Source organism: Streptomyces sp. NPDC048671 (assembly GCF_055587045.1).
In genome coordinates, this window is record NZ_JBVJHB010000004.1 from 401,659 (window position 1) to 425,622 (window position 23,964).

A 23,964-nucleotide genomic window follows, 5' to 3' on the forward strand; every position below is an offset into this window, starting at 1 on the left:
TGCCATGAAGGCAATACGTTTCCACGAGTTCGGCAACAGCGAGGTCCTGCGCTACGAGGACGTCGACCGTCCGGTCCCCGGCACCGGGCAGGTGCTGGTGCGGGTGGCGGCCACATCGTTCAACCCGGTCGACGACCACATCCGCGCCGGTGTCATGGCCGAGATGATGCCGATCACTCTCCCGTACGTGCCGGGGATCGACCTGGCGGGCACCGTCGCCGAACTCGGCGCGGACGTGACGGGCCTGGAGGTCGGCGACCGGGTCGTGGCGATGCTGCCCCTCGACTCCGCCGGCGGCGCCGCCGAGTACGCGCTCGCCCCGGCCGAGTCCCTGGCCCCGGCGCCCCGGACGACCGAACTGGTCGACGCGGCGGCACTGCCGCTGATCGGCCTGGCGGCCTGGCAGACGACGTTCGAGCTCGCCGAGCTGAAGCCCGGTCAGACCGTCCTGGTCAACGGGGCGGGGGGCGCGGTGGGCAGCCTCGTGGTTCAGCTCGCCGTCGAGGCGGGCGCGCACGTGACCGCGGTGGACTCGCCGCAGCACGCCGACCGCCTTCGGGGTTACGGCGCGGACCGGGTCGTCGGCCCCCTCGCCCTCGCTTCGGGCCCGGCCGCCGTGGGTGGTCCGTTCCACGTCGTGGTGAACCACGTGCGCGTCGCCCCGGAGGAGCTCGCGCAGCTGACGAACTACGTCGCCGACGGCGGAGTCGCCGCCAGCACAGCCGGCCCGATTCCCGAGGCCCCCGCCCGGGGGGTGCGCAGTGCGAGCCTGTGGGTCCGCAGCGACGGAGCGCAGCTGGCCGAGCTGGTCGCCAGGATGGACGCCGGCACGCTCCGGCTCCACGTCGCCGACCACCGCCCGGTGGCCGAGCTGGCCGCCGTGCATGAGGATGCCGGCGCCGGACGGCTGCTCGGCAAGACGGTCGTGGTCGCTCCCTGATCACACCCTTCCGGGCCGCCCGCCGGTGGGCGGCCCGGAAGTCCGACGATCCGCCGCCATGGTGCCGGCGATCGAGAAGACGGACATCCGGATGAACGGCACACGGATGCCGGTCCGCCGGGCACCCTCGACATTGCCGCCGACGGCGAAGACCTGCCCACTTCCGCGGCACGGGGAACGGTGCCCCGGCCGTGGCCGGGGCACCGTTGGGAGGAATCAGTCCATCAGGCCGCTCGCGAGTGTCGCCCCCAGCTCCCAGCACGCCTCGGTATCGGCCTTGCCCGGCTCGCCCGTCACCGTCACGGCGTCCGCCGCGCGGCGCCACCCCATACCCGTGGTGATCGACTCGATGGCCCGTACCGCCCCGGTGACGTCGTTGCCACCGTGCACGTAGTACCCGAAGGGCCGGCCGCGCGTCGTGTCCAGGCAGGGGTAGTAGACCTGGTCGAAGAAGTGCTTGAGGGCTCCCGACATGTAGCCGAGGTTGGCCGGGGTGCCGAGCAGAACGCCGTCGGCGGCGAGCACGTCGGACGCCGTCGCGGCGAGTGCCGCGCGCCGCACGACCCGGACGCCCTCGATCCCCTCCGCCGCCGCACCGGAGACGACGGCTTCGAACAGCGCCTGGCAGTTCGGCGAGGGCGTGTGATGAACGATCAGCAGAGTGGCCACACCCCCGAACCCTGCCGCCCCCGCCTCCAGGCCGCAAGCGAGGCACGCGTCACATGGCGACCGCACCACGGGCGCTCAAACCGCCGGGCGCGCGCACCGTTCACCGGTCCGCCCTGCGGCGGCACGCTCCCGGTCCGCCCGGCGCGTGCACCGTTTCCGGTCCACCCGGCGCGTGCACCGCTTCCGGTCCGCCGGCCGGGCACGATCACGCCGGACGGCGGGCGGTGACCAGCCAAGCGGTACCGCGCAGCCGGACGGCACCCCGTTCCTCGTGGTCGCGCAGGCGGTTCACGAGCGCCTCGCGGGCGCGGTCCCGGGTCCCCTGGTCCACCTGATCGGTCAGATGGCGTCCAGGACCGCTGTCCAGCAGGAAGTCCGCCGCGTCCTCGGCGTCCCGTCCCCAGTCCCCGTACGCCTCCACGCCCACCGGACTGACGTCCACGAACCCCGCCGAGGAAAGCACCGTGCGGATGCGGTCCGGATCCGCCAGGGAGAACATCCCCGGACCGCCCGGCGCCCCGAACTCCCCGAGGGGCAGGTGGTCGCGCAGCACGGACATGGCCTGGATCCACTCGTTGCCGCCGGCGTCAGCGGCGCAGATGAACGCCAGGCGGCCTCCGGGGCGCAGGGCGCGGCCGATATTGGTGAAGGCTGCGACGGGGTCACCGAAGAACATCACCCCGAAGCGGCTGACCGCCACGTCGAAGGCGGCGGGCTCGAAGGGGTGGACCTGGGCGTCCGTGTGATCGAACGTCACATTGCCGATGCCCTCCCGCGCCGCCGTCAGCCGGGCGCGCTCCAGCATGGGGACCGACAGGTCGACCCCCAGCACCCGCCCGAGGGCGGCTCGCCCGGCGGCCAGCCGTGCCGTCTTTCCGGCTCCGCAGCCGACATCGAGCACCCGGTCCCGCTCGCCTATCGCGGCCGCGGCGAGCAGCGGTTCGTTGAAGCCCCCGTTCACCGCGTCCCAGCGGTCCTGATTGCGCGCCCAGTACGTGCCTTCGTAGCCGTTCCATGCCTGCGCCTGCTCGGTGTTGGCGATGCTCAGCATCGGGTGCCTCCTACTGGGTGCGGGAACGCCGGATCTATGATGGGCGTACGCCCATACAGTATGGGCGCGCGCCCATACTGGCAACCCCAGCCTTGCCCGGCGGGCCGCGACATCACTTCGGAAGGAGCCCCCATGTCACCGCGTGGAGTAGCGATGCCGGACGTTCGGGAGCGGCTGTTCGCCGCGGCGGAGCGTGTGCTGGCCCGTGAGGGGCCGGGAGCCCTGACCAGCAGGGCGATCACCGGCGAGGCGGGCTGCGCCAAGGGCGTGCTGCACGCCCATTTCGCCGGCCTGGACGAGTTCGTCGCCGATCTGGTGCTGGACAGGTTCGCGCACACCGCACGGCAGGCCGAGGCGCTGCCCGGACGGGCGGGCGGGGGCACGGTGGCCGGGAATCTCCGCGATGTCGCGCTCGCGCTTCTGGACTCCGGCGGTCCGACGATCGCGGGCCTGGCCGTGACGCGCCCTGCCGCCTCCCTGCGGCTGCGCCAGGCACTGGAGGCGGGGGCGCCGGGCTTCGCGTCGATCCAGGAGTCGATCACCCGGTATCTGGACGCCGAACAGCACCTGGGCCGTCTCGCGGCGGGTACCGACACGGCCGCGGTCGCGCTCGCCGTGGTCGGAACCACTCATCACCTACTGATGACGGGCTGGCCCGGCGCCCCGGACCCCCGGGAGCAGGTGCGCGGGCTGATCGCCATGCTCGCTGGGGCTGCCGGGTCTGCCGCCTCCGACGACGCATCGGCCGGGGAGTAGACGCGGGTACGCCTGCCGCCGCCGCGGCCCTGCTCCCGGTCGCGGGGTGTCAGGACGTGGCGCGGCCGGTCCCCCCGGATGTTCGCGGCCATGGGGCGACCGACGCGCCTCGCCGGGCGCGCCGTGGAGGCGTGAATGACGCGGATCGGCAGGTGGTCCGGCACCAGCGACTTGACGCGGTCTGCCGTTGGCCTACCAGTGGCGCCAGATCCCTCCGGGAGCGCCATCCCGGGCGTTGCTGTGCGGTGCGCCCGGGTACAGGCCGCCGGTCGGCCAGTCAAGGAGGCAGGACCCGGACGCGATGCTCGCTTTGTCGACCAGGCCGCGTGCCTGCGGGGAGGTCAGCATCGCGCACACCGACATGCCGCCCGACGACTCACCGAAGGCGGTGATGTTGTCCGGGTCGCCGCCGAACGCCTTTGCGTTGTCCTTGGCCCACTGGGTGCCGGCGATCTGGTCTGCCAGTCCGAAGTTGCCCGATCCGGGCAGGCCGGGCAGGCCGAAGTAGCCGAAGACGCCCAGCCGGTAGTTGAGGGTCACCACGATGACGTTGCCCTGGGCCGCCAGCCGGTCGGCGTTGTACTCGCTGCCGGCGCCGCTGGTGTAGCCGCCGCCATGCCACCACACCATGACGGGCAGTTCGGCACCCGGCACCACCTTGCGCGGCGTCGTGACGTTGACGAACAGGCAGTCCTCGTCCGTGGAGGCGGGCTGACCCGGCCCACGGGACGTCTGCGGGCAACTGCTGCCGGGTCGGGTGGCCTCCCGGACGCCCGGCCACGAGGCCGCGGGCCGCGGTGGCGCCCAGCGCAACTTGCCGACCGGCGGTTTCGCGTAGGGCACACCGAGAAAGTGCCGGGCCGTCGCGGTCGAGTCACCTCGCAGCAGCCCGGTGTCCACCCGAACCGTGACCGGTGCGTCCGTCGGCGACACTGCCGCGGCCGCCGTCTCCAGGGGAGCTTGGGAGCAGCCCGCGGTGGACAGCGCAGCCAGCGCCACAGCGACTACAAACATCGCGGACAGCCTCATGACGCACCTTTCAGACACATAGCGTCACAGTAAGGGCGGGTCCGTATCCGCGCCCGGATGAAGGAAACGTGTCGCTGAGACGGCTGCCCGGCGAAACTCCGCATCAGCCCCGTGACGTTCGGAGTTCAACACGACTGCTGACTCACCCGCACATCAGGACCTTCTTGCGACGATGACGCTTCGCCCATTCGACGGACACGCGGTGGCAAATCCAGTGAATGTGGTGCTGCGCGATGCGCGCGCCCTGGGTGGGCTGGTCCTCACCCACGCTACTACCAGCGACCTGACAGACCTGGCCGAACCCGAGGTCCCTCCACCGGCGGACATCTATCGCTCCCACCCGTTCTCGGGCCGGCCGCAGCGCGCCCCCACCAATCATCGCCTCGACGCACACAGCTACTTCACCACGCGCCACACCTTCATCAGCCCGAAGGAGTGGCTGGGCCTTCAACGCAGACTGCGGTCGAAGCAGCACACGGCCTCCCGTATTGGCCAATGGCGAATCTGGTACGAGCCGGACCACCTGTCGCTCCAGGCCATCGCGGACCGGGAAGGAACCATCCTTGCCACCATCCGGCTCGCCTTCCTCAAGGGCAACATCAGCTGCGTCCTATCCGGATCGCTCCCGAAGGCGATGAACGGACACCGTTCTTCCAAACGGGCGATTAAACCCCGACTATCCTTTGTGCTCCGTCAGTCGAAAGCGGGGGAGAATATCGTGAACGTCGAGATCGGCCTGAACGGCGACGAAGCGGCCTACGAGTTGCGGCAGTTGGAGACGTGGCTACGAGATGACGACGAACTCAGAGGCTCTACGATCTCGGGTCGGTACGCGCCCTCTGAGAGCGGCGACATGGGGCCGGTCCTCGAGGCACTGCAAGTGCTCCTGGAACCGCAAGGAGTCCTGACCGCACTTGCCGCGTCCGTCGGCACCTGGGCCGGAGTTCGACGCCGCAACGTCCATATCCGCGTGCGCAGCGGCGAGAAGGAGGTCGAGATCGACGCCGCGCGGCTGCGTGACCCGGACGGCATCGCCAGCCGCATCCTGCGCGAACTGGAGGGCGAGCCCGAGGCATGACCCAGCTACCGAACGCCGCCGCCCGTGCCGTACTAATCGGCACTGCCACCTACCGAGTGTTCGAAGAAATCCCCCACTCGTACAACAACATCCGTGGTCTCGCAGGAGTGCTCACCAATCCTGAGCTCAGCAGTTTCACCCCCGAGCAGGTGAGGTTGGTCGACGACCCGGTGGCACCAGCAGACATCATGCAGCCGCTCAAACAGGCAGCCGAAGAGGCCGAGGACATCCTGCTGGTCTACTACAGCGGTCATGGTCAGCTGTCCGGGGACAACAGCGAACTCCACCTGACTCTCACCGGTAGCGAACCCGAGGCACCGTGGTCCAGCCTGCCGTTCTCCTACGTTGCTGACATCATCAAGCAGTCTGCGGCATCCACCAAGATCATTGTGCTCGACTGCTGCTACAGCGGCCGCGCGCACAGTGACCTCATGTCCGACCCATCGCAGCTGGTCAAGGACCAGCTCGCCGCCGAAGGTCTGTACTGCCTCACGTCAGCGCCGAAACACCGACGCTCGAAAGCCCCGGACGGAGACACCTACAGCGCGTTCACTCACTACCTCTTGGACACCCTCAAGAGCGGAATCCCAACGGCTGGGCCGCAGCTGCGCATGACCGACATCTACGGCGACGTGCGCAAGCGGATGCGCGCCACCAAGTTCCCGCTCCCAGAGCAATGCAATAAGAAGGAGGCTGGCGACTTTCCTCTTGTACGCAATCGCGCATTCGGAGCACCTCTACCCGAACCCGGCGTACCCGAGCTCGACTTCAGCCGATCACGTGCCGTCGTCATCGGCTGCGCCACCTACGAGAACGACGGACTCATCGATCTTCCCTCAAGCCACAACGACGCCCTGGCGATCCGCGAAGCACTCCTCAACGCCACAATCTTCGGATTCGCTCCGGAGCACTGCACTCTGGTCCTTGATCCCGGCACGCCGGCCGATTTGCTCGGGCCCGTAGGGGACGCGGCCGAAGACGCCGAAGACCTGCTCCTCGTCTACTACTCAGGCCACAGCGGCGTCTCACGCTCAGGCGATCTGAGTCTCCTGACACGAGGAAGCCGGGTGGATCGACTCTCCTACACCGCGGCACCAGCTTCAGTCCTCGCAGGAATCCTCGGTGAGTCCAGAGCACGGGAACACGTCGTCATTGCTGACACGAGCTTCGGCGGCCGTCTGGCGGACGCCGCCTCCGCTACGACGGCCGACGTCTACACCCTCTGCTCGACAGACCGCACCGGACTGGCGTACGTGGAAGGCGACCACGCAGCCTTCACTGCCAAACTGCTCAAGATGCTGCACGCCGGCATCCCTGGAGCCGCGGCACACCTCACCCTGATCGATGTCTTCTCCGCCATGCAGGAAAACGACGGAAGCGACCGTGGGCCATTCCTCTCCCTGAGCGGAACCAGCAAGATCCGCTGTCTTCTCCGCAACAGTTCAGACGAGACCAACACATCAGCCCAGCACAGCTGCCTGATGACCGCATAGGCTCTGGGTTTCGTGCACCTCGGCTCCGGCCCCTCGCCGAGGTCCTCCGCCGACCCTGGGAACGTCGTGCGGAACCCGGTCGACTCACCCCCGCCCGCGTTCACCGCGGGTTCAGGAACCTCCGCCCCCACATGGCATGCCCAGCCCGCGCAGCCAAACCGAACCGGCCGGGCCCGCCTGGTCGACGAGGACTGGGGACTGCTCTACGGCCGCCCGGTCCAACTGGGCAAGAACCCCACCCGGCCCAAGGCCAGGATCCTCGCAGCCGGCAATGACGCCTGCCGGCTGCTGGAACTCATCCACCAGAACGGACCGGACCGGTTCGGCCCACAAGCCGAGGCGCTGCGACGGATCGTCGTGCAGAACTACTATCGCGACCCGGCAGGGCGCCCGCGCTGGCGCACCGCCGACGAAGGTGCCCTGCCGCCCTCCGCCTTGCGATCGTCTCGCCGTACGACACCACACGCGCCTGGGCGCATCGCGGGCTACTGCCCGCCGAGCACCTGGTCGACGCCGGCTTCAGCTCCTTTGTCCACCTGGACGGGGCCGAACGCGAGCACCGGGTCACCGTCACCGGGCCAGTGCCGGGCGTCCCCACCCGTCAGCACCGCCGGGGCCAGACCTTCCTGGACCATGATGGCCTGCCCCGGCCGAAGTCCTGGCCAGTCCTCGAGACCAGAGCCCGACGCACCAAGGTTCCCGACAGAGTCAAGCTAGACGGCGCCCGCGCCTGTTCCTGGGGCAGTGGGGGCCGCTCCCCCGATCCTGACCGGCTGGTCCTTGACCGGCCGGGTGTGTGCCTTGGCCAGACACGCGGGCAATGCCAGCACGGCGCTGTGATCTCCGGCCCGGTACGCGCTCGGTGTCATCCCCACGAGTTCGGTGAACCGTGAGCTGAACGAGCCGAGGGAGGTACAGCCGACCGCCATGCACGCGTCGGTCACAGTCATGCCCGTACGCAGCAGCGCCATCGCCCGCTCGACCCGCCGGGTCATGAGGTAGCTGTACGGGGTCTCGCCGTAGGCCGCCCGGAACGCTCGGGAGAAATGCCCCGGCGACATCAGCGCGCGGCTCGCCATGGCCGGCACGTCGAGTGGCCGTGCGTACTCCCGGTCGACGAGATCCCGCGCCCGGCGCAGGTGCGCGAGGTTGGCAAGGTGCGGGTCGTCCATGTGCCGAGGGTACCTCCGCCCGTGCGGCCAACCCTGCGATTCCCGCCGTTCTCAAAGCACGTGTTCCTGGGTGCCGGACCGTGCCGAGACGCGAGTGGCGAGGTCGGTGAGCCGTGTGCGCTGACCGGCGGACAGCTCTTCGGTGAGCGCGGCCACCCGGCGGCCGTTCCCGCCCGCCGGTCGCGCGGGATGCCGAGCGGCCTGATCTGGTCGAATCTAGTACGTGCCGCACACCACATGCCGCAGACCACAGGGTGGCGGCAGCCCGATCGGAACGGGAGAACCCCATGCACGCCGCAGTCGTACGGTCCTTCGGATCCCCGCCCCGGTTCGAGAGCTTCCCGGCCCCCAGCGCCTCCGGGGACCACGAGGTCCTTGTCGACGTCCTGGCCGCCGGTCTGCACCCCCGGGTGCGCTCGGCCGCGAACGGCAGCCACTACACCTCCGACGGCACGCTGCCGCTGATTCCCGGGTTCGACGCGGTCGGCCGCACCCAGGAGGGCGAACTGCTCTACTTCGTCGCCACGGACACGGCCCTGGGCACCATGGCGGAGCAGGCGGTGGTCGACCGCCGCCGGGCCATCGCCCTGCCGCCCGGAACCGACCCCGCCGACGTGGCCGCGGCCATGAACCCCGGCATGTCCTCCTGGGTGGCGCTGCGCTCCCGTATCTCCTTCAAGCCCGGCAGCTCCGTCCTGGTCCTGGGTGCCACGGGCAACGCCGGTCAGCTGGCCGTCCAGATCGCCCGGCATCTCGGGGCCGGCCGGGTGATCGGCGCGGGCCGCGCCCCGGAACGCCTCCGCCTGCTGGAGGGCATCGGGGCCGACGAGACGGTGAGCCTGACCGGCGACGACACGGCGGTGGCCGACCGGCTCGGGCAGGCGGCCGCGGACGTCGATGTCGTCATCGACTACCTGTGGGGCCAGATCACCCAGCAGGCCATGCCCGCGCTGCTGACCGCTCGCGCCGACCGCGCGAAGGCGCTGACCTGGATCCAGATCGGATCCATGGCCGGCCAGAACATCACGCTGCCCTCGTCCCTGCTGCGCGCGGCGAACCTGAACATCATGGGCAGCGGCCAGGGTTCCGTGACGACCGCGGGCATCGTCGCCGAACTGCCCTCCCTCGCCGAGCAGATCGTCGCCGGAACACTGACCGTGGACCCGCTGCTCATCCCGCTGAGCCAGGTCGAGCAGGCCTGGAACACCGCGACCGCCCCAGGCCAGCGGATCGTCCTGACGCCCTGACGTCGTCCGCGCACCGCACGCCGCTGATCCCACGCGCCCGCCCCCGCTCCGGCACCGGGGCGATTCATGAACCGTCCGCGCCGCGGCACCAAGGACGAGACGGCGCAGACGTTGCATAATGCGGCTCCAAGAGCTCACGACACCCACCACGAAGGAGTCCCCCGTGGCTTTGACCCGTGAAGAGCGCGAGCGGTTTCTGGCGGAGCCGCACATCGCCGCGCTGGCCGTGAACGTCGCCGAGCAGGACCGGTCACCGCTGACGGTCCCGATCTGGTACCAGTACCGGCCGGGCGGTGATGTCTGGATCATGACGGGGCTCAACTCCCGCAAGGGGAAAGCGATCGCCGAGGCGGGCCGGTTCTGCCTGATGGTCGACCGTGTCTCGCCGACCGTCCGATACGTCTCGGTCGAAGGCCCCGTCATCTCGACGGTCCCGGCCACACGCGAACGCCTGGTGGAGATGTCGTCGCGCTACCTCGCCGCCGAGAAGGTCGACGGCTATGTCGACTTCGCCTGGAAGGAGCACGGCGAGCAGGTGGTCATCCACATGCGGCCGCAGCGCTGGCTCAGCTCGGACCTCGGCGAGGTCTGAGGAGGGCAGGACCCACCGGGCCGTCTGTCGCCGCGTTCATGCAGCCGCGTTCATGCAGCTGTGATCCATGCAGCTGTGATCATGAAGTTGCTCCGGGAGCCGCGCCGAGCTGTCGCATCTGCGCGAGGACGTCGACGACTCCCCAGGTCTCAGCGATCCGGTCGCCCGCGAAGCGGAAGATGAAGATCTCGTTGTAGGCGACCGGCCTTCCGGTGGGCTGAAGGCCCATGTACTCGCCCAGGTGGGTCCCGGTGACCGTGTTCCTGGAGACCAGTCTGTCCCCCTCGGCGATCATGTCCTCGACCTCGATGTGAAGGTCGGGGAAGGCCCGGCAAAGCGTCGTGAACACCTCCTTCAGGGCCTGCGCCCCCGTCGCTTCGACCGGCAGGGACGTGCGGATCAGCACGTCCGGCTCGAACAGCTCGTCGATCGTCTTCGCGATGAGCTCCGCGTCGCCGCGGTTGACGGCCTCATGCAGTCGGCCGAGCGTCGCTCTGTGGTCGGTTGACCGGGCTGTGGACATCTGGCTTCACCTCGGGTCGGCACGTGCATTCGGGTGGTTGCCGCTGGTCGCGGCGAGGGCGTGGCCGCCGGTGTGCGGCAGCGCGTCCGGCTCGGATCACTTCTGGAGGACGGCCTCGATGTCGAGGCTGATCGACACCTTGTCGCCGACCACGCCGCCGATGCCGTCCATCGGGATGCGGATGCCGAAGTCACGCCGGCTGATCTGCGCGGTCGCGGAGAAGGCGGCCCGCCGGGCATCGGACGGGACCGGGCCGAACCCGTTCGCCCTCACGGCCAGCGGCACCTTACGGGTGACACCGCGAATCGTCAGTTCACCGTCGACGGCCCAGCCGTCAGCGGTCCGGCGGATGCCGGTGGAGCGGTAGCTCATCGTCGGGTACTTCCCGACGTCGAAGTAGTCGGCGGAGCGGAGGTGGTCGTCACGCCGCTCGTTGCCGGTGCCGATGGACGCGGTGTCGATCGTCGCGACGACCGACGAGCCCAGTGGGTCCTCGCTCGTGACGATCGTGACGTCGGAGCCGGTGAACCGGCCGCACACCTTGCTGACCATGAGTTGCCGGACGGTGAAGGCGATCTCGGAGTGCGCCGGGTCGGCCTTCCAGGTGCCGGCCGCATAGCCGGGGATCGTGCCGGTCGCTGGTGCGGAGCTCATGGCTTCCTCCATGGTCGTGATGCCGCTGCCGGGGACACCCCCGGCGGGCCGCCCGTGCGCGGGCCCCGCGACGCGACCGCCGCGAACCGTCCTGGGCATGACCGCTGGTATGTCCCTCATACCAAAGCGACGAACGAACACCCGCCCAGGGGACAGCCCGGGTCAGAGTTCTTCGATCCGCCTGATCAGGAACCGTCGCTCGGGGGTCGAGGTGGCCAGTTCGAGCGCCCGCCGGTACGCGTTCCGGGCCTCGGCGTCACGCCCGAGACGCCGCAACAACTCGCCACGGGTCGAGTGGAGGTAGAGGTACCCGTCCAGGTCGAGGCTGTCGACGGTGCGCAGCGCCGCGGCGGGGTCGCCGGCCTGGCAGACCGCCACCGCGTGGTTGAGCTCGACCACCGGGGAGCCGGTGAGTTCGACCAGACGCCAGTACAACGCGGCGACCCGGGGCCAGTCGATCCGCTCCCGCGTCTGCATCGACGCGATCAGGGCCTGGACGACATAGGCGCCGCGCCCGCCCAGCGCGAGCGCCCGGTCGAGCACCACCCGTCCCTCCGCGATCCGGCGGGTGTCCCACAGCGACCGGTCCTGATCGCCGAGCAGCACGAGGTCCTCGCCGGAGAACCTGGCCCGCCGCCGGGCGTGGTGGATCATCATCAGTGCCAGCAGCCCGTGCGCCTCCGGCTCGTCCGGCATGAGCGAGGCGAGCACCCGTCCCAGGCGGATGGCTTCGGCGCCGAGGTCGACCCGGCCCCGGTAGCCCTCGTTGCAGATCAGGTAGATCACCGCGAGTACCGCGTCGACGCGGTCCGGCAGCAGTTGCGCGCCCGGAACCGCGAACGGGATCCCGGTTGCCCTGATCTTGTTCTTGGCGCGCGTCAGGCGCCGCTTCATGGTCTCCTCGGAGACGAGGAACGCCCGCGCGATCTCAGCCGTCTCCAGGCCGCCGAGGGCCCGCAGGGTCAGTGCCACCTGCCCCTCCAGCGGCAGGGCCGGGTGGCAGCAGGTGAAGATCAGCTCAAGCCGTTCGTCCTTGATCACGGTGTCGTCGAACTCGTCCATGACGGCCTCGGGTGCGGGCAGCAGGTGGATCTTCTCGGCAAGGGTGTGTTCCCGGCGAATCCGGTCGATCGCCCGGTGGCGCGCAGTCGTCACCAGCCACGCACCCGGATTGGCCGGTACGCCCGAAGCGGGCCAGCTCCGCGCCGCGACGGCGAACGCCTCCTGCGCGGCGTCCTCCGCCCTGTCGAAGTCACCGAGGTACCCGACCAGCGACGCCAGCACCCGGCCCCACTCGTCCCGGAAGACCTCCTCCAGCACGTTCAGCGCCGCACCACCGGCCTGATCTCCACAACACCGCCGAGCCGGGCGGCCGGGACACGCGACGCCAGCTCGATCGCTTCGTCCAGATCGGCCGCCTCGATCAGGCAGAAGCCGCCGAGCACCTCCTTGGTGTCCGCGAACGGGCCGTCGGTCATCAGCGTCCGGCCGCCGACCACGCGCACACTCGTCGCCGTCTCGGCGGACTGCAACTGCCCGGCGCCGACGCACCGCGGATCGTCGGCCAACGCCAGATACTCGGCGTACGCCGCCTCGCGTTCCTCCTCCGACAGCGTCTCCTCGTGGCCGGGCTCGGTGTAGATCATCAGGGCGTACCGCATCACGGCCTCCGGAATCAGCGGGCTCTCACCCTCACGACGAACGAGCAGCGGCGCAGGGGACAGCGACGGGGTCACCGATGCCGGGCAGCGGCAGGCGGGCAGCGGCAGCGGGTCCAACCGTACGGCCGCCGGCTCGGCGCCGGCGTCATCGTGGGCAACGCGACGGGCCGGCCCCTCGGGTGCCTTCGGGAACCGGGTCAGCCGGACGGTTCGTCGGGCACGGGGTGGTCCGGATGGCGATGGCCTGCGGGCGGGGCGCCGCGCCGGCCGGTTCCTGCCTCGTCCGTATCGGGCATCTCCAGGTCCGGTTGCTCGGCGGCCTTCGGCCGCATCGGGCCGCCGACCACGTCCAAGGGGTCCTCGTCGGCGGTGGCCTGCTGATCGGGCGGGTCCCGCGGAATCGGGTCTCCGCTGTTCCCCCGGTCTTTCGGGTGAAGGTCGTTCACGGTGTTCTCTCTTCCTCCCATAGGCGTCATGCCCGGTGCAGGTACCCGGGTGACCGGCGCTGATGCATGGCCACCGCGGTAACGGATGGCTACTGGTCAGGGGTTGCGTGCCCCTGGCCGGTCGCCCCGGTCAGTCCGTCCTCGTCCGTCCTCGGCCGCCTCCCGGCTCCGACGGTGCACGGCCTGCTCCAGGTTGGGCAATACATTCGTCCCACAGGAGAGCGGATCACGCTCACCGAGAACATGGGCCGGGGTCTCATTTCACGTTCCGGAATGTGAACAGCGGCGCCTGGGCAGTGGACGACCGTCTAGTCTGGTCCGTGCAGCTGGTTCGCCCTGTCCGCCAGGCAGGCGCGTCGCAAGAGGGAACCCGGTGGAATTCCGGGACTGCCCCGCAGCGGTGAGTGGGAACGACCGCCGTCATACGCACTGGATCCGGTTGGATCTGGGAAGCGACGGCCAGTAGGTGTCCGCCCAGGCGGATGTGCCCGCGAGTCCGAAGACCTGCCCGTTGCCCGCACGCGACCCCTCGCGTGCGGATATCCCGGTGACCTCGTGGGCGGGTCGGCGTACATACCAGACGGAAGACCGCGCCGATGGCGTGTGCGAGATCCGTCCGGTACGTCATCCCTTCGCGTCCGTGTCCCGTCCCCGGGATGTTCAGGAGTCATCTCGCGAAGGAGATTTCCGTGACAGCCAAGCCCGCAGCCGCGGCAGCACGAGCCACCGTGTACGGCTACCCCCGCCAGGGCCCGAACCGGGAACTGAAGAAGGCCATCGAGGGCTACTGGAAGGGCCGCGTCAGCGCCGACGCCCTCCGGGAGACGACGGCCGGCCTGCGCCGGACCAACTGGAGGCGGCTGGCGGACGCCGGCGTCCACGAGGTGCCCACCGGCGACTTCTCGTACTACGACCATGTGCTGGACACCAGCGTCATGGTCGGCGCGGTCCCGGCGCGCCACCGTGCGGCCGTCGACGCCGACGCCCTCGACGGCTACTTCGCGATGGCGCGCGGCACCCAGGACGTGGCGCCGCTGGAGATGACCAAGTGGTTCGACACCAACTACCACTACCTCGTCCCCGAACTCGGCCCGGACACCGTCTTCACCGCCGACTCCACCAAGCAGGTCACCGAGCTGAAGGAAGTCCTCGCGCTCGGGCACACCGCCCGGCCGGTACTCGTCGGTCCCCTCACCTATCTCCTGCTGGCCAAGCCCGCTCCGGGGGCGCCGGCCGGCTTCGAACCGCTCACCCTGCTGGACCGGCTGCTGCCGGTCTACGCGGAGGTGCTCGCCGATCTGCGTGCCGCGGGCGCGGAGTGGGTGCAGCTGGACGAGCCCGCGCTGGTCCAGGACCGCTCCCCGGCCGAGCTGAACGCGGCGGCCCGCACCTACCGTGACCTCGGCGGTCTCACCGACCGCCCCAAGCTGCTCGTCGCCTCCTACTTCGACCGGCTCGGCGACGCCCTGCCCGTCCTGGCGAAGGCCCCGGTGGAGGGCCTGGCCCTGGACTTCACCGGCTCGGCCGCCGCCAACCTCGAAGACCTCGCCGCCGCCGGCGGACTGTCCGGGAAGCGGCTCGTCGCCGGCGTCGTCAACGGCCGGAACATCTGGATCAACGACTACGAGAAGTCCCTCGCCACCCTCGCCACCCTTCTGGGCCTCGCCGACAGTGTCGATGTGGCCGCGTCCTGCTCCCTGCTGCACGTCCCCCTCGACACGGCACCCGAGCGGGACATCGACCCCCAGATCCTGCGCTGGCTCGCCTTCGCCGGGCAGAAGACCACCGAGGTCGTCACGCTGGCCAGGGGACTGGCCCAGGGCACGGGCGCCGTCGCCGCCGAGATCTCCGCCAACCGCGCCGACCTCGCCTCCCGCAGGAACTCCCCGATCACCGCCGACCCCGCCGTACGGGCCAGGACCGCCACCGTCACCGACGCCGACGGCTGCCGCTCCCAGCCCTACACCGAGCGGGCCGCCGCCCAGCGTGCCCATCTCGGGCTGCCGTTGCTGCCGACGACGACCATCGGCTCGTTCCCGCAGACCGACGAGCTGCGCACGGCCCGCGCCGACCTGCGCGCGGGCCGCATCGACACGGCCGGTTACGAGGAGCGGATCAGGGCCGAGATCGGTGAGGTCATCTCCTTCCAGGAGAAGACCGGCATCGACGTCCTGGTACACGGCGAGCCCGAACGCAACGACATGGTGCAGTACTTCGCGGAACAGCTCACCGGCTACCTGGCCACCCGGCACGGCTGGGTCCAGTCCTACGGCACCCGCTACGTCCGCCCGCCGGTCCTGGCCGGCGACATCTCCCGTCCCGGAGCGATGACGGTGCGCTGGACCTCGTACGCGCAGTCGCTCACCGGCCGTCCGGTCAAGGGGATGCTGACCGGGCCCGTCACCATGCTGGCCTGGTCCTTCGTCCGCGACGACCAGCCCCTCGGGGACACCGCCCGGCAGGTCGCCCTCGCGCTGCGGGACGAGGTCAACGACCTGGAGAGCGCGGGCACTTCGGTCATCCAGGTCGACGAGCCCGCGCTGCGCGAAACGCTGCCCCTGCGCGCGGCGGACCGCGCCGCGTACCTGGAATGGGCCACCGAGTCGTTCCGGCTCACCACCAGCGGTGTGCGTCCGGACACCCAGATCCACACCCACATGTGCTACGCCGAGTTCGGCGACATCGTCCAGGCCATCGACGACCTCGACGCCGACGTCATCAGCCTGGAGGCCGCCCGCTCGCACATGCAGGTCGCCCGCGAACTCGCCGCACACGGCTACCCGCGCGAGGCGGGGCCCGGCGTGTACGACATCCACTCCCCTCGGGTTCCCGACGCCGCCGAGGCCGCCGCTCTGCTCCGCAAGGGGCTGGAGGCCATTCCCGCCGAACGGCTGTGGGTCAACCCCGACTGCGGTCTGAAGACCCGCGGCTGGCCCGAGACCAGGGCGTCCCTGGAGAACCTGGTCACCGCGGCCCGTACCGTCCGCGGTGAGCTGCCCGCCTCCTGACCCAGGAAGGATCCGGAGGACCGGAGGGGGCCGGGGTACCCGCGTGTGAGCGTGGCGCGGGCACCCCGCCCGTCCGGCCCTCACTTCCCGTCAGGATTCGCCGGTCCGGAGGCGGTGAAGCGCACCGGGGCCTGGAAGCGGGCGCGTCGGGCGGCCCGGCGGAACGTGGTGAGCACGGCCGGGCCCGCCAGCACGATACAGACGAAGTTGGTGACGGCCCGCCCGGTGTCCCAGCCGAGGGAGGTGGCGAGGTCGAAGGCGAGATAGCGGTGCCACTGCTCGGTGAACGGCAGCCCGGGGAGGTAGGCGATGGAGCTGTTCGGGTCGAGGGAGAACGGCCAGAAGGACAGGTTCAGCAGGAAGCCGAAGAGATAGCCCGAGAGCGATCCGTAGCCGGCGAGCATGAGGACCTCGCGGCGGCCGGTGGCGCGGGGCAGGAATCCGGCGAGCATGCCCACGAACGCGCAGCCGAACATCTGGTACGGCATCCACGGCCCGACGCCGCCCGTGATCAGCGCGGAGGTGAAGAGGGAGGTGCAGCCGAGAGTGAAGCCGAAGCCCGGTCCGTAGACCCGTCCGGCCAGGACCAGCACGAAGAAGACCGTCTCGATGCCGGCCGTTCCGGCGCCCAGGGGGCGCAGGGCGGCGTTGACTGCGGACAGTACGCCGAGCATGGCCAGGGCTTTGGAGCTGATGCCACCCTCGGCCATCTCGGAGAGCACCACGCACAGGACGAGGACCAGGAGGACGCCGAAGATGAGGGGCGGGGCGTAGTTCGAGCCGAACTTTCCCGGCGCGACGACGAAGGGCCAGAAGAAGGCGACCGCTCCGAGGAAGGCGGCCAGGGCGATGACCAGCGAGACGCGGGTGTTGAGCCGGATGGCCGTCGCGGCGCCGGCGCTCATGCCGGGTCCTCGGCGTCGTGGGGTGCGGCGCCGCCCGCTGCGAGTGCCGAGGTCACCTGATCGACGGTGAGGAACGGCAGCGGTGCGAGGATCTTGGCGGTCTGCGGTGCGAACACCGGTGAGGCGACGATGACTTCGGAGGTGGGGCCGTCTGCCACGATGTCGCCCTCGGCCATGACCACGACCCGGTCCGCTGTCCGTGCCACGAACTCGACGTCGTGCGTGGAGATGACGACGGAACGGCCTTCGGCGGCGAGTGCGGCGACGATCCGGGTCAGTTCGGCCTTGGCCCGGTAGTCGAGCCCACGTGTGGGCTCGTCCAGCAGCAGCACCTGAGGGGTCGCGGTGAGCTGGATCGCCAGGACGAGGGCCAGCTTCTGTCCTTCGGACAGGTCTCGTGGGTGGGTCGCGTCGGCGATGCCCGGGGCCAGGCGGTCGAGGATGACCCGTGCCCCGGAGGTCTCGTTCCCGTCGGCGGACTCGCTGTCGGCCTGGTCGAGTTCCTGTTTGACGCTTTCGAGGTAGAGGAGGTCGGCGGGCGTCTGGGGGACGAGCCCGACGAGCCGCCGCGCGTCGGCGGCGGGCATGGTGTGCGGATCGCGCGGTCCCCCGTCGCCGGTGACGCGGACCGTGCCGGCTCCGCGCGGGCCGGATCCCTGCAACGTCCACAGCAGGGAGGACTTCCCCGAGCCGTTGCGCCCCATCAGTGCCGTGATCTCGCCGCCGCACAGGTCGAGGTCGACCGCGCGGACGGCGGGGACGGCGTGGTAGCTGACGGTGATGCCGTGCGCCGTCAGCAGCGCGGACTGTCCGGCCGCCTGGGCGGGACGTACCGGAACGGGCGTGATGCCGGCCAGCCCGGCCCGGAGCGGGGCGGCGGCGCGGCGGGCGTCGCGGACGGACAGCGGCAGCGGGTTCCAGCCGGCGGCACGGGCCAGCTCCACGATCGGCGGGGCGATGGAGGACGTACGAAGGATGTCTCCGGGGGCGCCGTGAACGACCTGGCCATTGCCCGGCAGGTGGACCACGCGGTCGGCGTACTGGACGACTCGTTCGAGGCGGTGCTCGGCCATGAGGACGGTGACACCGAGGTCGTGGACGAGCCGGGTGACGGCCGCGAGTACCTCCTCGGCGGCCGTCGGGTCCAGGGCAGAGGTGGGTTCGTCGAGGACGAGGACGCGGGGATGCGCGGTGAGGACCGATCCGATGGCCACCCGCTGCTGCTGGCCACCGGACAGTTCGTGCAGGGGGCGGTGGCGGAGGTCGGCCAGGCCCAGCAGGTCGAGGGTCTCCTCGACCCGCTTGCGCATGACCTTCGGCGCGATGGCCAACTGCTCCATCGTGTACGCGAGTTCTTCCTCGACGGTGTCGGTGACGAATCCGTCGAGCGGGTCCTGGCCCACCACGCCGACCACATCCGCGAGTTCGCGGGGCGGATGGTGGGCGGTGTCCCGGCCGTCGACGGTGACACGACCGTGGAGGGTGCCGCCGGTGAAGTGGGGCACGAGGCCGTTGACGGCACCCAGCAGGGTGGACTTGCCGACGCCGGTGTGTCCGACGACGAGGCAGAGTTCGCCCTCCTCGATGGTGAGGTCGACCCCGCGCAGGGCGGGTTCGGCCGTGTCGTCGTACTGGACGGTGACCTGATCGAAGGTGATCACGTGGCTTCGGCTTTCTCGGCGCGCTGTCGGGGAACGACCGGGTGCGGCGGGGCCGGCGGCGGCGCGAGGAACCCGGCGGTCCCGGCGAGCAGGATCGCGACGGTGGGCACCAGCGGCAGCGTCGGCCAGCTGAGGGGGTAGATGGACGGGTTGAGCTCGGCCGCGTCGTAGCCCACGTCGGCGAAGAGCAGGACGGCGGAGAGCACGCCCGCTCCGGCGACGGCCCATTCGGGCAGCAGCCAGGGGTCGGGCCGGTACGTGGTGCGTGAGACCCTGCGTCCGCCCAGACGCAGACCGGCCACACACAGCACGGCGCCCACCGCCATGGCGGGGAGGCCGAGGAAGGCGGGCGTGGTCGCGTCGAGGAGCCCGTACGCCCCGGCGCACAGACCGCACATCCCCAGGAGCATGAGCGCCCCGGTGACGCGGCGGGAGCGGCGGGTGGCGGTGCCCGCGCGGCCGTAGCCCCGGGAGTCCATTCCGGCGGCCAGGCGCAGGGAGCGTTCGAGGGCGTCCTCCAGGACGGGCACCACGATGCCCCGCAGCGCCTTGAGCCCCTTGCCGCGTCCCGCCCTGAGCCTGCGCGCGCGAGCCACCCGCTGGACGCTCTGCACCAGTTGGGGTGCGACGCTGATCGCGACGGTGACAGCGACCCCGAGTTCGTGGAGTGCGCCGGGCAGGATCCGCAGGGCCCGTTTGGGGTTGGCGAGGGTGTTGGCGGCGCCGACGCAGCACAGCATGCAGGCCAGCCGCAGCCCGTCGGTGGCGGCCGAGAGCAGCGCCTCCAGCGAGACCGGTCCGCCGAGCTGGATGCCCGCGTACCAGTCCGGGGTCGGGATGTGCGGGAGCGAGAAGAGGAAGTGGTCGTGCGGGGTGATCCCGGTGGCGAACACCGCCCGGAACAGGATGCGGATCGCGACGACGGTGAGCGCGAGGTAGAGGTAGTAGACGAAGCCGCGGGCCCAGGGTGCCTCGGTACGGCGCGCGGTGACGACATAGCCGAGGACCGCGAGCACGAGGAACAGCAGGAGAGGGTTGTTGGTGCGGCTGACGGCGGTGGCCAGGGCGAGTGCCCAGATCCACCACGCGACCGGGTGCAGCGTGCGGGGCAGCCGACGGCCGCCGGTGTCCGGTGTGTGACCGGACACCGGCCGGACCGCCACGGGAGTGGTGTGCGACACCCCGGTCACTCCGTGCGGCGTCGGCGCTTGGCCGCGAACACGGCCGCTCCGCCGACGAGCACGATCAGCGAGCCGCCCACCACCACCGGCACCAGAGAGCCGGAGTCGGCCTTCGCGTCGGCTGCCGGAGCCGCGTCGACCACCCCGGTCCCGGTGGCCGAAGCGCTCTCGGCGGGACTGACCGGGACGGTGGACGAAGGGCTTGGTGACACCGGCTCCGATGCGCTGGGCGACGCGTTCCTGGACGGCTTCGCCGTGGCGGAAGCGGACTTCGACGGCGTCGGCTTCTTCTGCTCGGGCGCCTTCGGGCCCGTGTCGGTGCCGGGCGGCACCTCCGGGGCGCGTTCGGTCGATGCGGGCTTGCCGACGTTGCCCGTCGCCGCGGTGTTGTGGGCGCGCAGTCGGTCCGGGGTGATTTTCGGACGTCCTTCGGTGCCACCGATGTCGGTGCCGCCGAAGATCCACAGGTCGACGCTGCCGGGTTTCGGCTTGTAGAGCATGGCGCCGAGCCGGCTGTACTCCCAGGAATTCGCGCCCGGGTCCGCGTGCCAGTACGACCAGTACGCGGAAGCCGGAGGCGTCAGCACGCAGTCGTCCTGCTGGGGCGTCGGGTACTGCTTGCCGCCCTGCTGACCGCTGTATCCGATGCGGCAGATGAAGGCGGGGCCGTCGTGTCCGGTGCCGGTGGTCCGCCAGCCGCCCTGGTTGAGGAGTTCGTACCCGGTCGTCGGCGTCGTGCCGCAGGAGCGGTAGACCGGGCCGCCCCAGTGGCTGAAGTCGACTGCGAGGACGGCTCCGGATGTGGTGGTGCACCGGCCCATGGGCTGTGGATCCGCCGCCGCCGGCGGCGCGGTCGCCGTCAGTGCGGCAGTCGACAGGAGGAGGGCGGCGGCCGCCTGCACGGCCCTGCGCCACCCGGGGGTGCTCATATCCGTCCCCCCGCCGAGGCCCGGCGACGGGCCACGACCACCACGCGCCACCCGGCGCCGGCCAGCAGCGCCGCGAAACCGACCAGCGCGCCGACCTGCACACCGGTCGAGGCCAGCGCTCCCCCGCCGGCGCCGCCTCCGTCGGTGTCGACGATCCCGCCCGTGCCCCCGGAGGAGTCATCGGGCGTGACGATCAACGGAGTGGAGGAGCTGGGGCTGGGCGTGGGCTGCTCCGTGGTGCCGGTCAGGCTCCGCTCCAGCGTGCCGAACGAAATCCCGGTCGCCCCGCCGACCGCCTGGGTGGACGCGCGCAGGTTTGATCCGCGCTGCCCTTCCTTGGCGACGTTGAACCCGCCGTCGGTGTTCTGCTGGCCCGCGAGGAACTTACGCGCCCTGGCGATCTGGGCGGCGTACCGCTTCGCGTCCAGCGAGAGCCCCTGAACGGCGAGGGCGGCGGAGTTGACGGAGTCGCCCGCGGCGCCGGGGAAGCCGCCGTCGGGAAGCTGCTTGCCCGCGATCCAGCCGAGCGCCTTGTCCACCGCCTTGCCGGCCTTCTCGTCCCCCGCGAGGTCCAAGGCCATGGCCGCGATGGCGGTGGAGTCGACGTCGGAGTCGTCCGTGGCGGGAATCAGACTGGGCCAGGCGCCGCTGCCGTGCTGAAGGCTCTCCAGATACGCGATCGGATCCTGTGCCGCTGTCTTCTCGCCGGCACGCACCTGGGCCATGATCGCCAAGGACTGGGAGAAGACGGAAGGGGCGTAGGTGTAGGCGCCCTTGGCGGCGCAGCCGCGGTCGGGAGCCGTGCTCGGCGCGGTGCACACCGCCTTGTTCAGTGCGGCGATGAGGTCCTTGCCGCCGAAGGAGCGGGGGTCGCGGCCGACAGTCTCGGCGAGCAGGGCGGCCTTGCCGATGGAGCCGCCGAGCGCGTACTTCGTGCCGGTTCTGGTCCAGTCCTGGAGGGTCCTGCCGCCCGGGTCCTTGCCGCCCTTGTCGAGGAAGTCGACGATGCCGCGCAGCTTGTCGTTGTTCAGGCCGGTGGCGGCGAGGGCGTAGGCGCCGTCGATGGTGAGACCGAAGTCCGCGCGGCCCGTTCCGTCACCGTAGTACTGCCCCTGCTCGAGGTTGGCCGCGCTGGTGAGGTAGGCGACCCCCTTTTTCAGATCGGGGCCTTCACCGGCCGGGAGGGTCGGGCCGGTCGTGGGCGGTTCGGTCGTGGGCGGTTCGGTGGTCGGAGGGGCGGTGGTCGGGGGGTCCGTCGGGTCCGGCTTCTTCGTCGTCAGACGTGCGAGGTCGGTGTCCGCGCCGGCGAGGACCGCCGGGCCGGTCGCGTAGAGAGCCGGGTCGGTGGCCGCCTCCTCGAATCCGAAGCCGCCGCCGTCCAGTTGTTCACGCGAGAGCCAGGACACGGCCGCGTCGGCCTGTGCGGTGTCGTCGAGCGCGCGCAGTGCCTGGGCCGCGTAGGCGGTGGCGTGGACGCTGCCTGCCGTGGACCCCGTGTAGCCGGGGTACGCACCGTCCTCGCGCTGGGCCTTCTTCAGATACGTCCCGGCCTTGGCCACGGCGGCGTCCTGGCCTCCCGCCTCGTGCAGGGCCAGGGCCACCAGGCCGGTGGTGGCGGGGTCGCCGTCGCAGTACTCACCGGGGCGGATCAGGATGCCGGTGACACCGCCGTCGTCGCACTGGAGCCGGGTGAGCCGCTCGACCGTCGCGGCCGGGGGTTCGGCACCGGCACGGAGCACGGCGAGCAGCGCGAGGGCCTGGCCGTCGCCGTAGGAGGCGTTGCGGAAGTCGCCCTTCGCTGTGCAACCGGGGTCGAAGGTTCCCGATTCGGGACCCGCGGTGCAGACGTTGTTCAGGAGGTCTGCGATCAGGTCGTGTCCGCCGAAGTGATGCGGGTCGCCTTCGGTGACCTCGGCAACGAGTGCGAGGCGGGCCGCGGCGGTGGCGTCGGGTGCCTGGTCCTTGCCGGCGGCGTAGGCGTAGTCGTCGGCGTGGGCGGCGAGGAACGCGGCGATCTTGTCGAGGTTCGCACTGTCGGTGTCCGCGGCCGCGAGAGCGTAGGCGGCCTCGGTGGTCAGCAGGTAGTTGGCGGTGTCGGCGCCGTCATCGACGACGCGTTCGCCGTCCTTGAGCGTGCCGGCGACCCAGCCGGCCGCGGCGGCGACGTCGATCTCACCGGGCGCTGCGGTCGGCGTGCCGCCGGGATCAGGGCTCCCACCGCCTCCCCCGGCGCGCACGTCGTCCGGTGTGAACGTCGGCATGCCCGTGGTGCCGCCGATGTCCGTCCCGCCGAACACCCAGGCGTCGACGTCACCGTCCTTCGGCTTGCGGTCCATGGCGCCGTACTGGCTGTACGTCCACTTGCTCTGGCCCGGTGAGGCGATCCAGTACGACCAGTACGCCGTGGCGGGCGGGGTGAGTACGCACGACTCCTGGCCCGTGGTCGGGTACTGGGTACCGGAGCCGAGGCCGATGCGGCAGATGAAGGCCGGGCCGTCGTGCTGGGTGCCCTCGGTGGTGAAGCCCGCCTCGTCGAGGAGTTCGTAACCGGTCGTCGGCGTCGTGTCGCAGCCGCGCTCGACCTTGCCCGCGAAGGGGCCGAAGTCGACAGCGACGATCGCGCCCTTGGTGGCCGTGCAGTCCCCGAGCGGGTCGGCCGCGGCCGGGGTGACCGTGACGAGTGTCACGGACATGGCAAGCAGCAGGAATGCCGCTGACATCAGGGACAGGAACGCCCTGGTCCTCGTCTGCCGGTCTCTTCGCTGTGCGGTCCCCACCGCGGCCCCCTCGTTCTGTCTCCGCGGGGACCTGAACGTGGTGGAGACGGCCTCGTCGCACACGGGTTCACCGCAGGCGGGGCTGATCGACCACGCCGTAGTCCGCGACGGCGTTTCTCGCTGAAGATCAGGTCCAGGCATTCCGGCTCGCCCGGTGGAACCGGGCCTACGGTTGCGGGTCAGCGCCGGATT

22 protein-coding genes, 1 pseudogene and 1 riboswitch are annotated in these 23,964 nt (G+C 70.9%); of the genes and pseudogenes, 8 read left to right on the forward strand and 15 right to left on the reverse strand.

Annotated features, from left to right (window positions below; translation table 11 throughout):
* The first annotated feature begins 4 nt into the window (after positions 1 to 4).
* A complete protein-coding gene (locus ACZ6S6_RS10730; RefSeq protein ID WP_469704873.1) occupies positions 5 to 940 on the forward strand; it encodes an NADP-dependent oxidoreductase in 936 nt (311 codons plus the stop codon).
* Positions 941 to 1,156: 216 nt separating this feature from the next.
* Here ACZ6S6_RS10730 and ACZ6S6_RS10735 read toward each other — a convergent pair whose 3' ends face one another.
* Positions 1,157 to 1,609, reverse strand: coding sequence for a flavodoxin family protein (locus ACZ6S6_RS10735; RefSeq protein WP_362963040.1), 453 nt, complete (start codon positions 1,607 to 1,609; stop codon positions 1,157 to 1,159).
* A gap of 205 nt (positions 1,610 to 1,814) precedes the next feature.
* Positions 1,815 to 2,660, reverse strand: a complete 846-nt coding sequence (locus ACZ6S6_RS10740; RefSeq protein ID WP_362963042.1) for a class I SAM-dependent methyltransferase — start codon at positions 2,658 to 2,660, stop codon at positions 1,815 to 1,817.
* Between the two features lie 132 nt (positions 2,661 to 2,792).
* Here ACZ6S6_RS10740 and ACZ6S6_RS10745 point away from each other — a divergent pair, with 132 nt between their 5' ends.
* Entirely contained in the window at positions 2,793 to 3,416 is a 624-nt protein-coding gene (locus tag ACZ6S6_RS10745; protein ID WP_469704876.1) for a TetR family transcriptional regulator, read from the forward strand.
* 192 nt (positions 3,417 to 3,608) lie between these two features.
* On the opposite strand, the gene ACZ6S6_RS10750 is transcribed toward ACZ6S6_RS10745, so the two are convergent.
* Entirely contained in the window at positions 3,609 to 4,445 is an 837-nt protein-coding gene (locus ACZ6S6_RS10750) for a carboxylesterase family protein (RefSeq protein ID WP_469704878.1), read from the reverse strand.
* Between the two features lie 172 nt (positions 4,446 to 4,617).
* On the opposite strand from ACZ6S6_RS10750, the gene ACZ6S6_RS10755 reads away from it, so the two are divergent.
* The 3 genes and pseudogenes from ACZ6S6_RS10755 to ACZ6S6_RS10765 form a co-directional block, all read left to right on the forward strand.
* Positions 4,618 to 5,523, forward strand: coding sequence for an effector-associated constant component EACC1 (locus ACZ6S6_RS10755; protein WP_469704880.1), 906 nt, complete (start codon positions 4,618 to 4,620; stop codon positions 5,521 to 5,523).
* The gene (locus ACZ6S6_RS10760) at positions 5,520 to 7,016 is read left to right on the forward strand and encodes a caspase family protein (protein WP_469704882.1); all 1,497 of its coding nucleotides are present in this window, start codon (positions 5,520 to 5,522) and stop codon (positions 7,014 to 7,016) included. Before ACZ6S6_RS10755 ends, ACZ6S6_RS10760 begins: the two co-directional genes overlap by 4 nt.
* A 23-nt stretch (positions 7,017 to 7,039) precedes the next feature.
* Positions 7,040 to 7,291 (forward strand): annotated as a pseudogene (locus tag ACZ6S6_RS10765) (NF041680 family putative transposase); the annotation flags it as partial.
* A gap of 210 nt (positions 7,292 to 7,501) precedes the next feature.
* On the opposite strand, the gene ACZ6S6_RS10770 reads toward ACZ6S6_RS10765, so the two are convergent.
* Together ACZ6S6_RS10770 and ACZ6S6_RS10775 are read right to left on the reverse strand one after the other, a co-directional pair.
* Positions 7,502 to 7,651 (reverse strand): hypothetical protein, encoded by a 150-nt coding sequence (locus ACZ6S6_RS10770; protein ID WP_469704884.1) that lies wholly within the window; start codon positions 7,649 to 7,651, stop codon positions 7,502 to 7,504.
* Between the two features lie 78 nt (positions 7,652 to 7,729).
* A complete protein-coding gene (locus ACZ6S6_RS10775) occupies positions 7,730 to 8,188 on the reverse strand; it encodes a helix-turn-helix transcriptional regulator (RefSeq protein ID WP_362963050.1) in 459 nt (152 codons plus the stop codon).
* Between the two features lie 287 nt (positions 8,189 to 8,475).
* Here ACZ6S6_RS10775 and ACZ6S6_RS10780 point away from each other — a divergent pair, with 287 nt between their 5' ends.
* Entirely contained in the window at positions 8,476 to 9,435 is a 960-nt protein-coding gene (locus tag ACZ6S6_RS10780; RefSeq protein ID WP_469704888.1) for a quinone oxidoreductase family protein, read from the forward strand.
* A 163-nt stretch (positions 9,436 to 9,598) separates the two neighbouring features.
* Positions 9,599 to 10,027, forward strand: coding sequence for a pyridoxamine 5'-phosphate oxidase family protein (locus ACZ6S6_RS10785; protein WP_362963054.1), 429 nt, complete (start codon positions 9,599 to 9,601; stop codon positions 10,025 to 10,027).
* A 79-nt stretch (positions 10,028 to 10,106) separates the two neighbouring features.
* On the opposite strand, the gene ACZ6S6_RS10790 is transcribed toward ACZ6S6_RS10785, so the two are convergent.
* From ACZ6S6_RS10790 to ACZ6S6_RS10810, 5 genes are all read right to left on the reverse strand, one after another.
* Complete coding sequence (locus tag ACZ6S6_RS10790) at positions 10,107 to 10,550, reverse strand: ester cyclase (protein WP_362963056.1); 444 nt, start codon at positions 10,548 to 10,550, stop codon at positions 10,107 to 10,109.
* Between the two features lie 96 nt (positions 10,551 to 10,646).
* On the reverse strand, positions 10,647 to 11,204 hold the full coding sequence (locus ACZ6S6_RS10795; protein WP_362963058.1) for a YceI family protein: 558 nt from the start codon (positions 11,202 to 11,204) through the stop codon (positions 10,647 to 10,649).
* A 162-nt stretch (positions 11,205 to 11,366) separates the two neighbouring features.
* Positions 11,367 to 12,524: an RNA polymerase sigma factor gene (locus ACZ6S6_RS10800; RefSeq protein ID WP_469704892.1), complete on the reverse strand. Its 1,158-nt coding sequence runs from the start codon at positions 12,522 to 12,524 to the stop codon at positions 11,367 to 11,369.
* Between the two features lie 2 nt (positions 12,525 to 12,526).
* Positions 12,527 to 12,865 (reverse strand): YciI family protein, encoded by a 339-nt coding sequence (locus tag ACZ6S6_RS10805; protein ID WP_469704894.1) that lies wholly within the window; start codon positions 12,863 to 12,865, stop codon positions 12,527 to 12,529.
* A gap of 197 nt (positions 12,866 to 13,062) precedes the next feature.
* The gene (locus ACZ6S6_RS10810; protein WP_362963064.1) at positions 13,063 to 13,311 is read right to left on the reverse strand and encodes a hypothetical protein; all 249 of its coding nucleotides are present in this window, start codon (positions 13,309 to 13,311) and stop codon (positions 13,063 to 13,065) included.
* Between the two features lie 310 nt (positions 13,312 to 13,621).
* A riboswitch (cobalamin riboswitch) is annotated at positions 13,622 to 13,837 on the forward strand.
* A gap of 163 nt (positions 13,838 to 14,000) precedes the next feature.
* Here ACZ6S6_RS10810 and metE point away from each other — a divergent pair.
* A complete protein-coding gene (gene metE / locus ACZ6S6_RS10815; RefSeq protein ID WP_469704897.1) occupies positions 14,001 to 16,319 on the forward strand; it encodes a 5-methyltetrahydropteroyltriglutamate--homocysteine S-methyltransferase in 2,319 nt (772 codons plus the stop codon).
* 80 nt (positions 16,320 to 16,399) lie between these two features.
* Here metE and ACZ6S6_RS10820 read toward each other — a convergent pair whose 3' ends face one another.
* From ACZ6S6_RS10820 to ACZ6S6_RS10840, 5 genes are read right to left on the reverse strand one after another with little or no spacing between them, the layout of a single operon-like run.
* The gene (locus ACZ6S6_RS10820; protein WP_362963068.1) at positions 16,400 to 17,224 is read right to left on the reverse strand and encodes an ECF transporter S component family protein; all 825 of its coding nucleotides are present in this window, start codon (positions 17,222 to 17,224) and stop codon (positions 16,400 to 16,402) included.
* A complete protein-coding gene (locus tag ACZ6S6_RS10825; protein ID WP_469704899.1) occupies positions 17,221 to 18,885 on the reverse strand; it encodes an ABC transporter ATP-binding protein in 1,665 nt (554 codons plus the stop codon). Before ACZ6S6_RS10825 ends, ACZ6S6_RS10820 begins: the two co-directional genes overlap by 4 nt.
* On the reverse strand, positions 18,882 to 20,075 hold the full coding sequence (locus ACZ6S6_RS10830; RefSeq protein WP_469704902.1) for an energy-coupling factor transporter transmembrane component T: 1,194 nt from the start codon (positions 20,073 to 20,075) through the stop codon (positions 18,882 to 18,884). Before ACZ6S6_RS10830 ends, ACZ6S6_RS10825 begins: the two co-directional genes overlap by 4 nt.
* A complete protein-coding gene (locus ACZ6S6_RS10835; RefSeq protein ID WP_469704904.1) occupies positions 20,072 to 20,995 on the reverse strand; it encodes a hypothetical protein in 924 nt (307 codons plus the stop codon). The genes ACZ6S6_RS10830 and ACZ6S6_RS10835 overlap by 4 nt, the downstream gene beginning before the upstream one ends.
* Entirely contained in the window at positions 20,992 to 23,715 is a 2,724-nt protein-coding gene (locus ACZ6S6_RS10840; RefSeq protein ID WP_469704906.1) for a prenyltransferase/squalene oxidase repeat-containing protein, read from the reverse strand. The genes ACZ6S6_RS10835 and ACZ6S6_RS10840 overlap by 4 nt, the downstream gene beginning before the upstream one ends.
* Between the last annotated feature and the right edge of the window lie 249 nt (positions 23,716 to 23,964).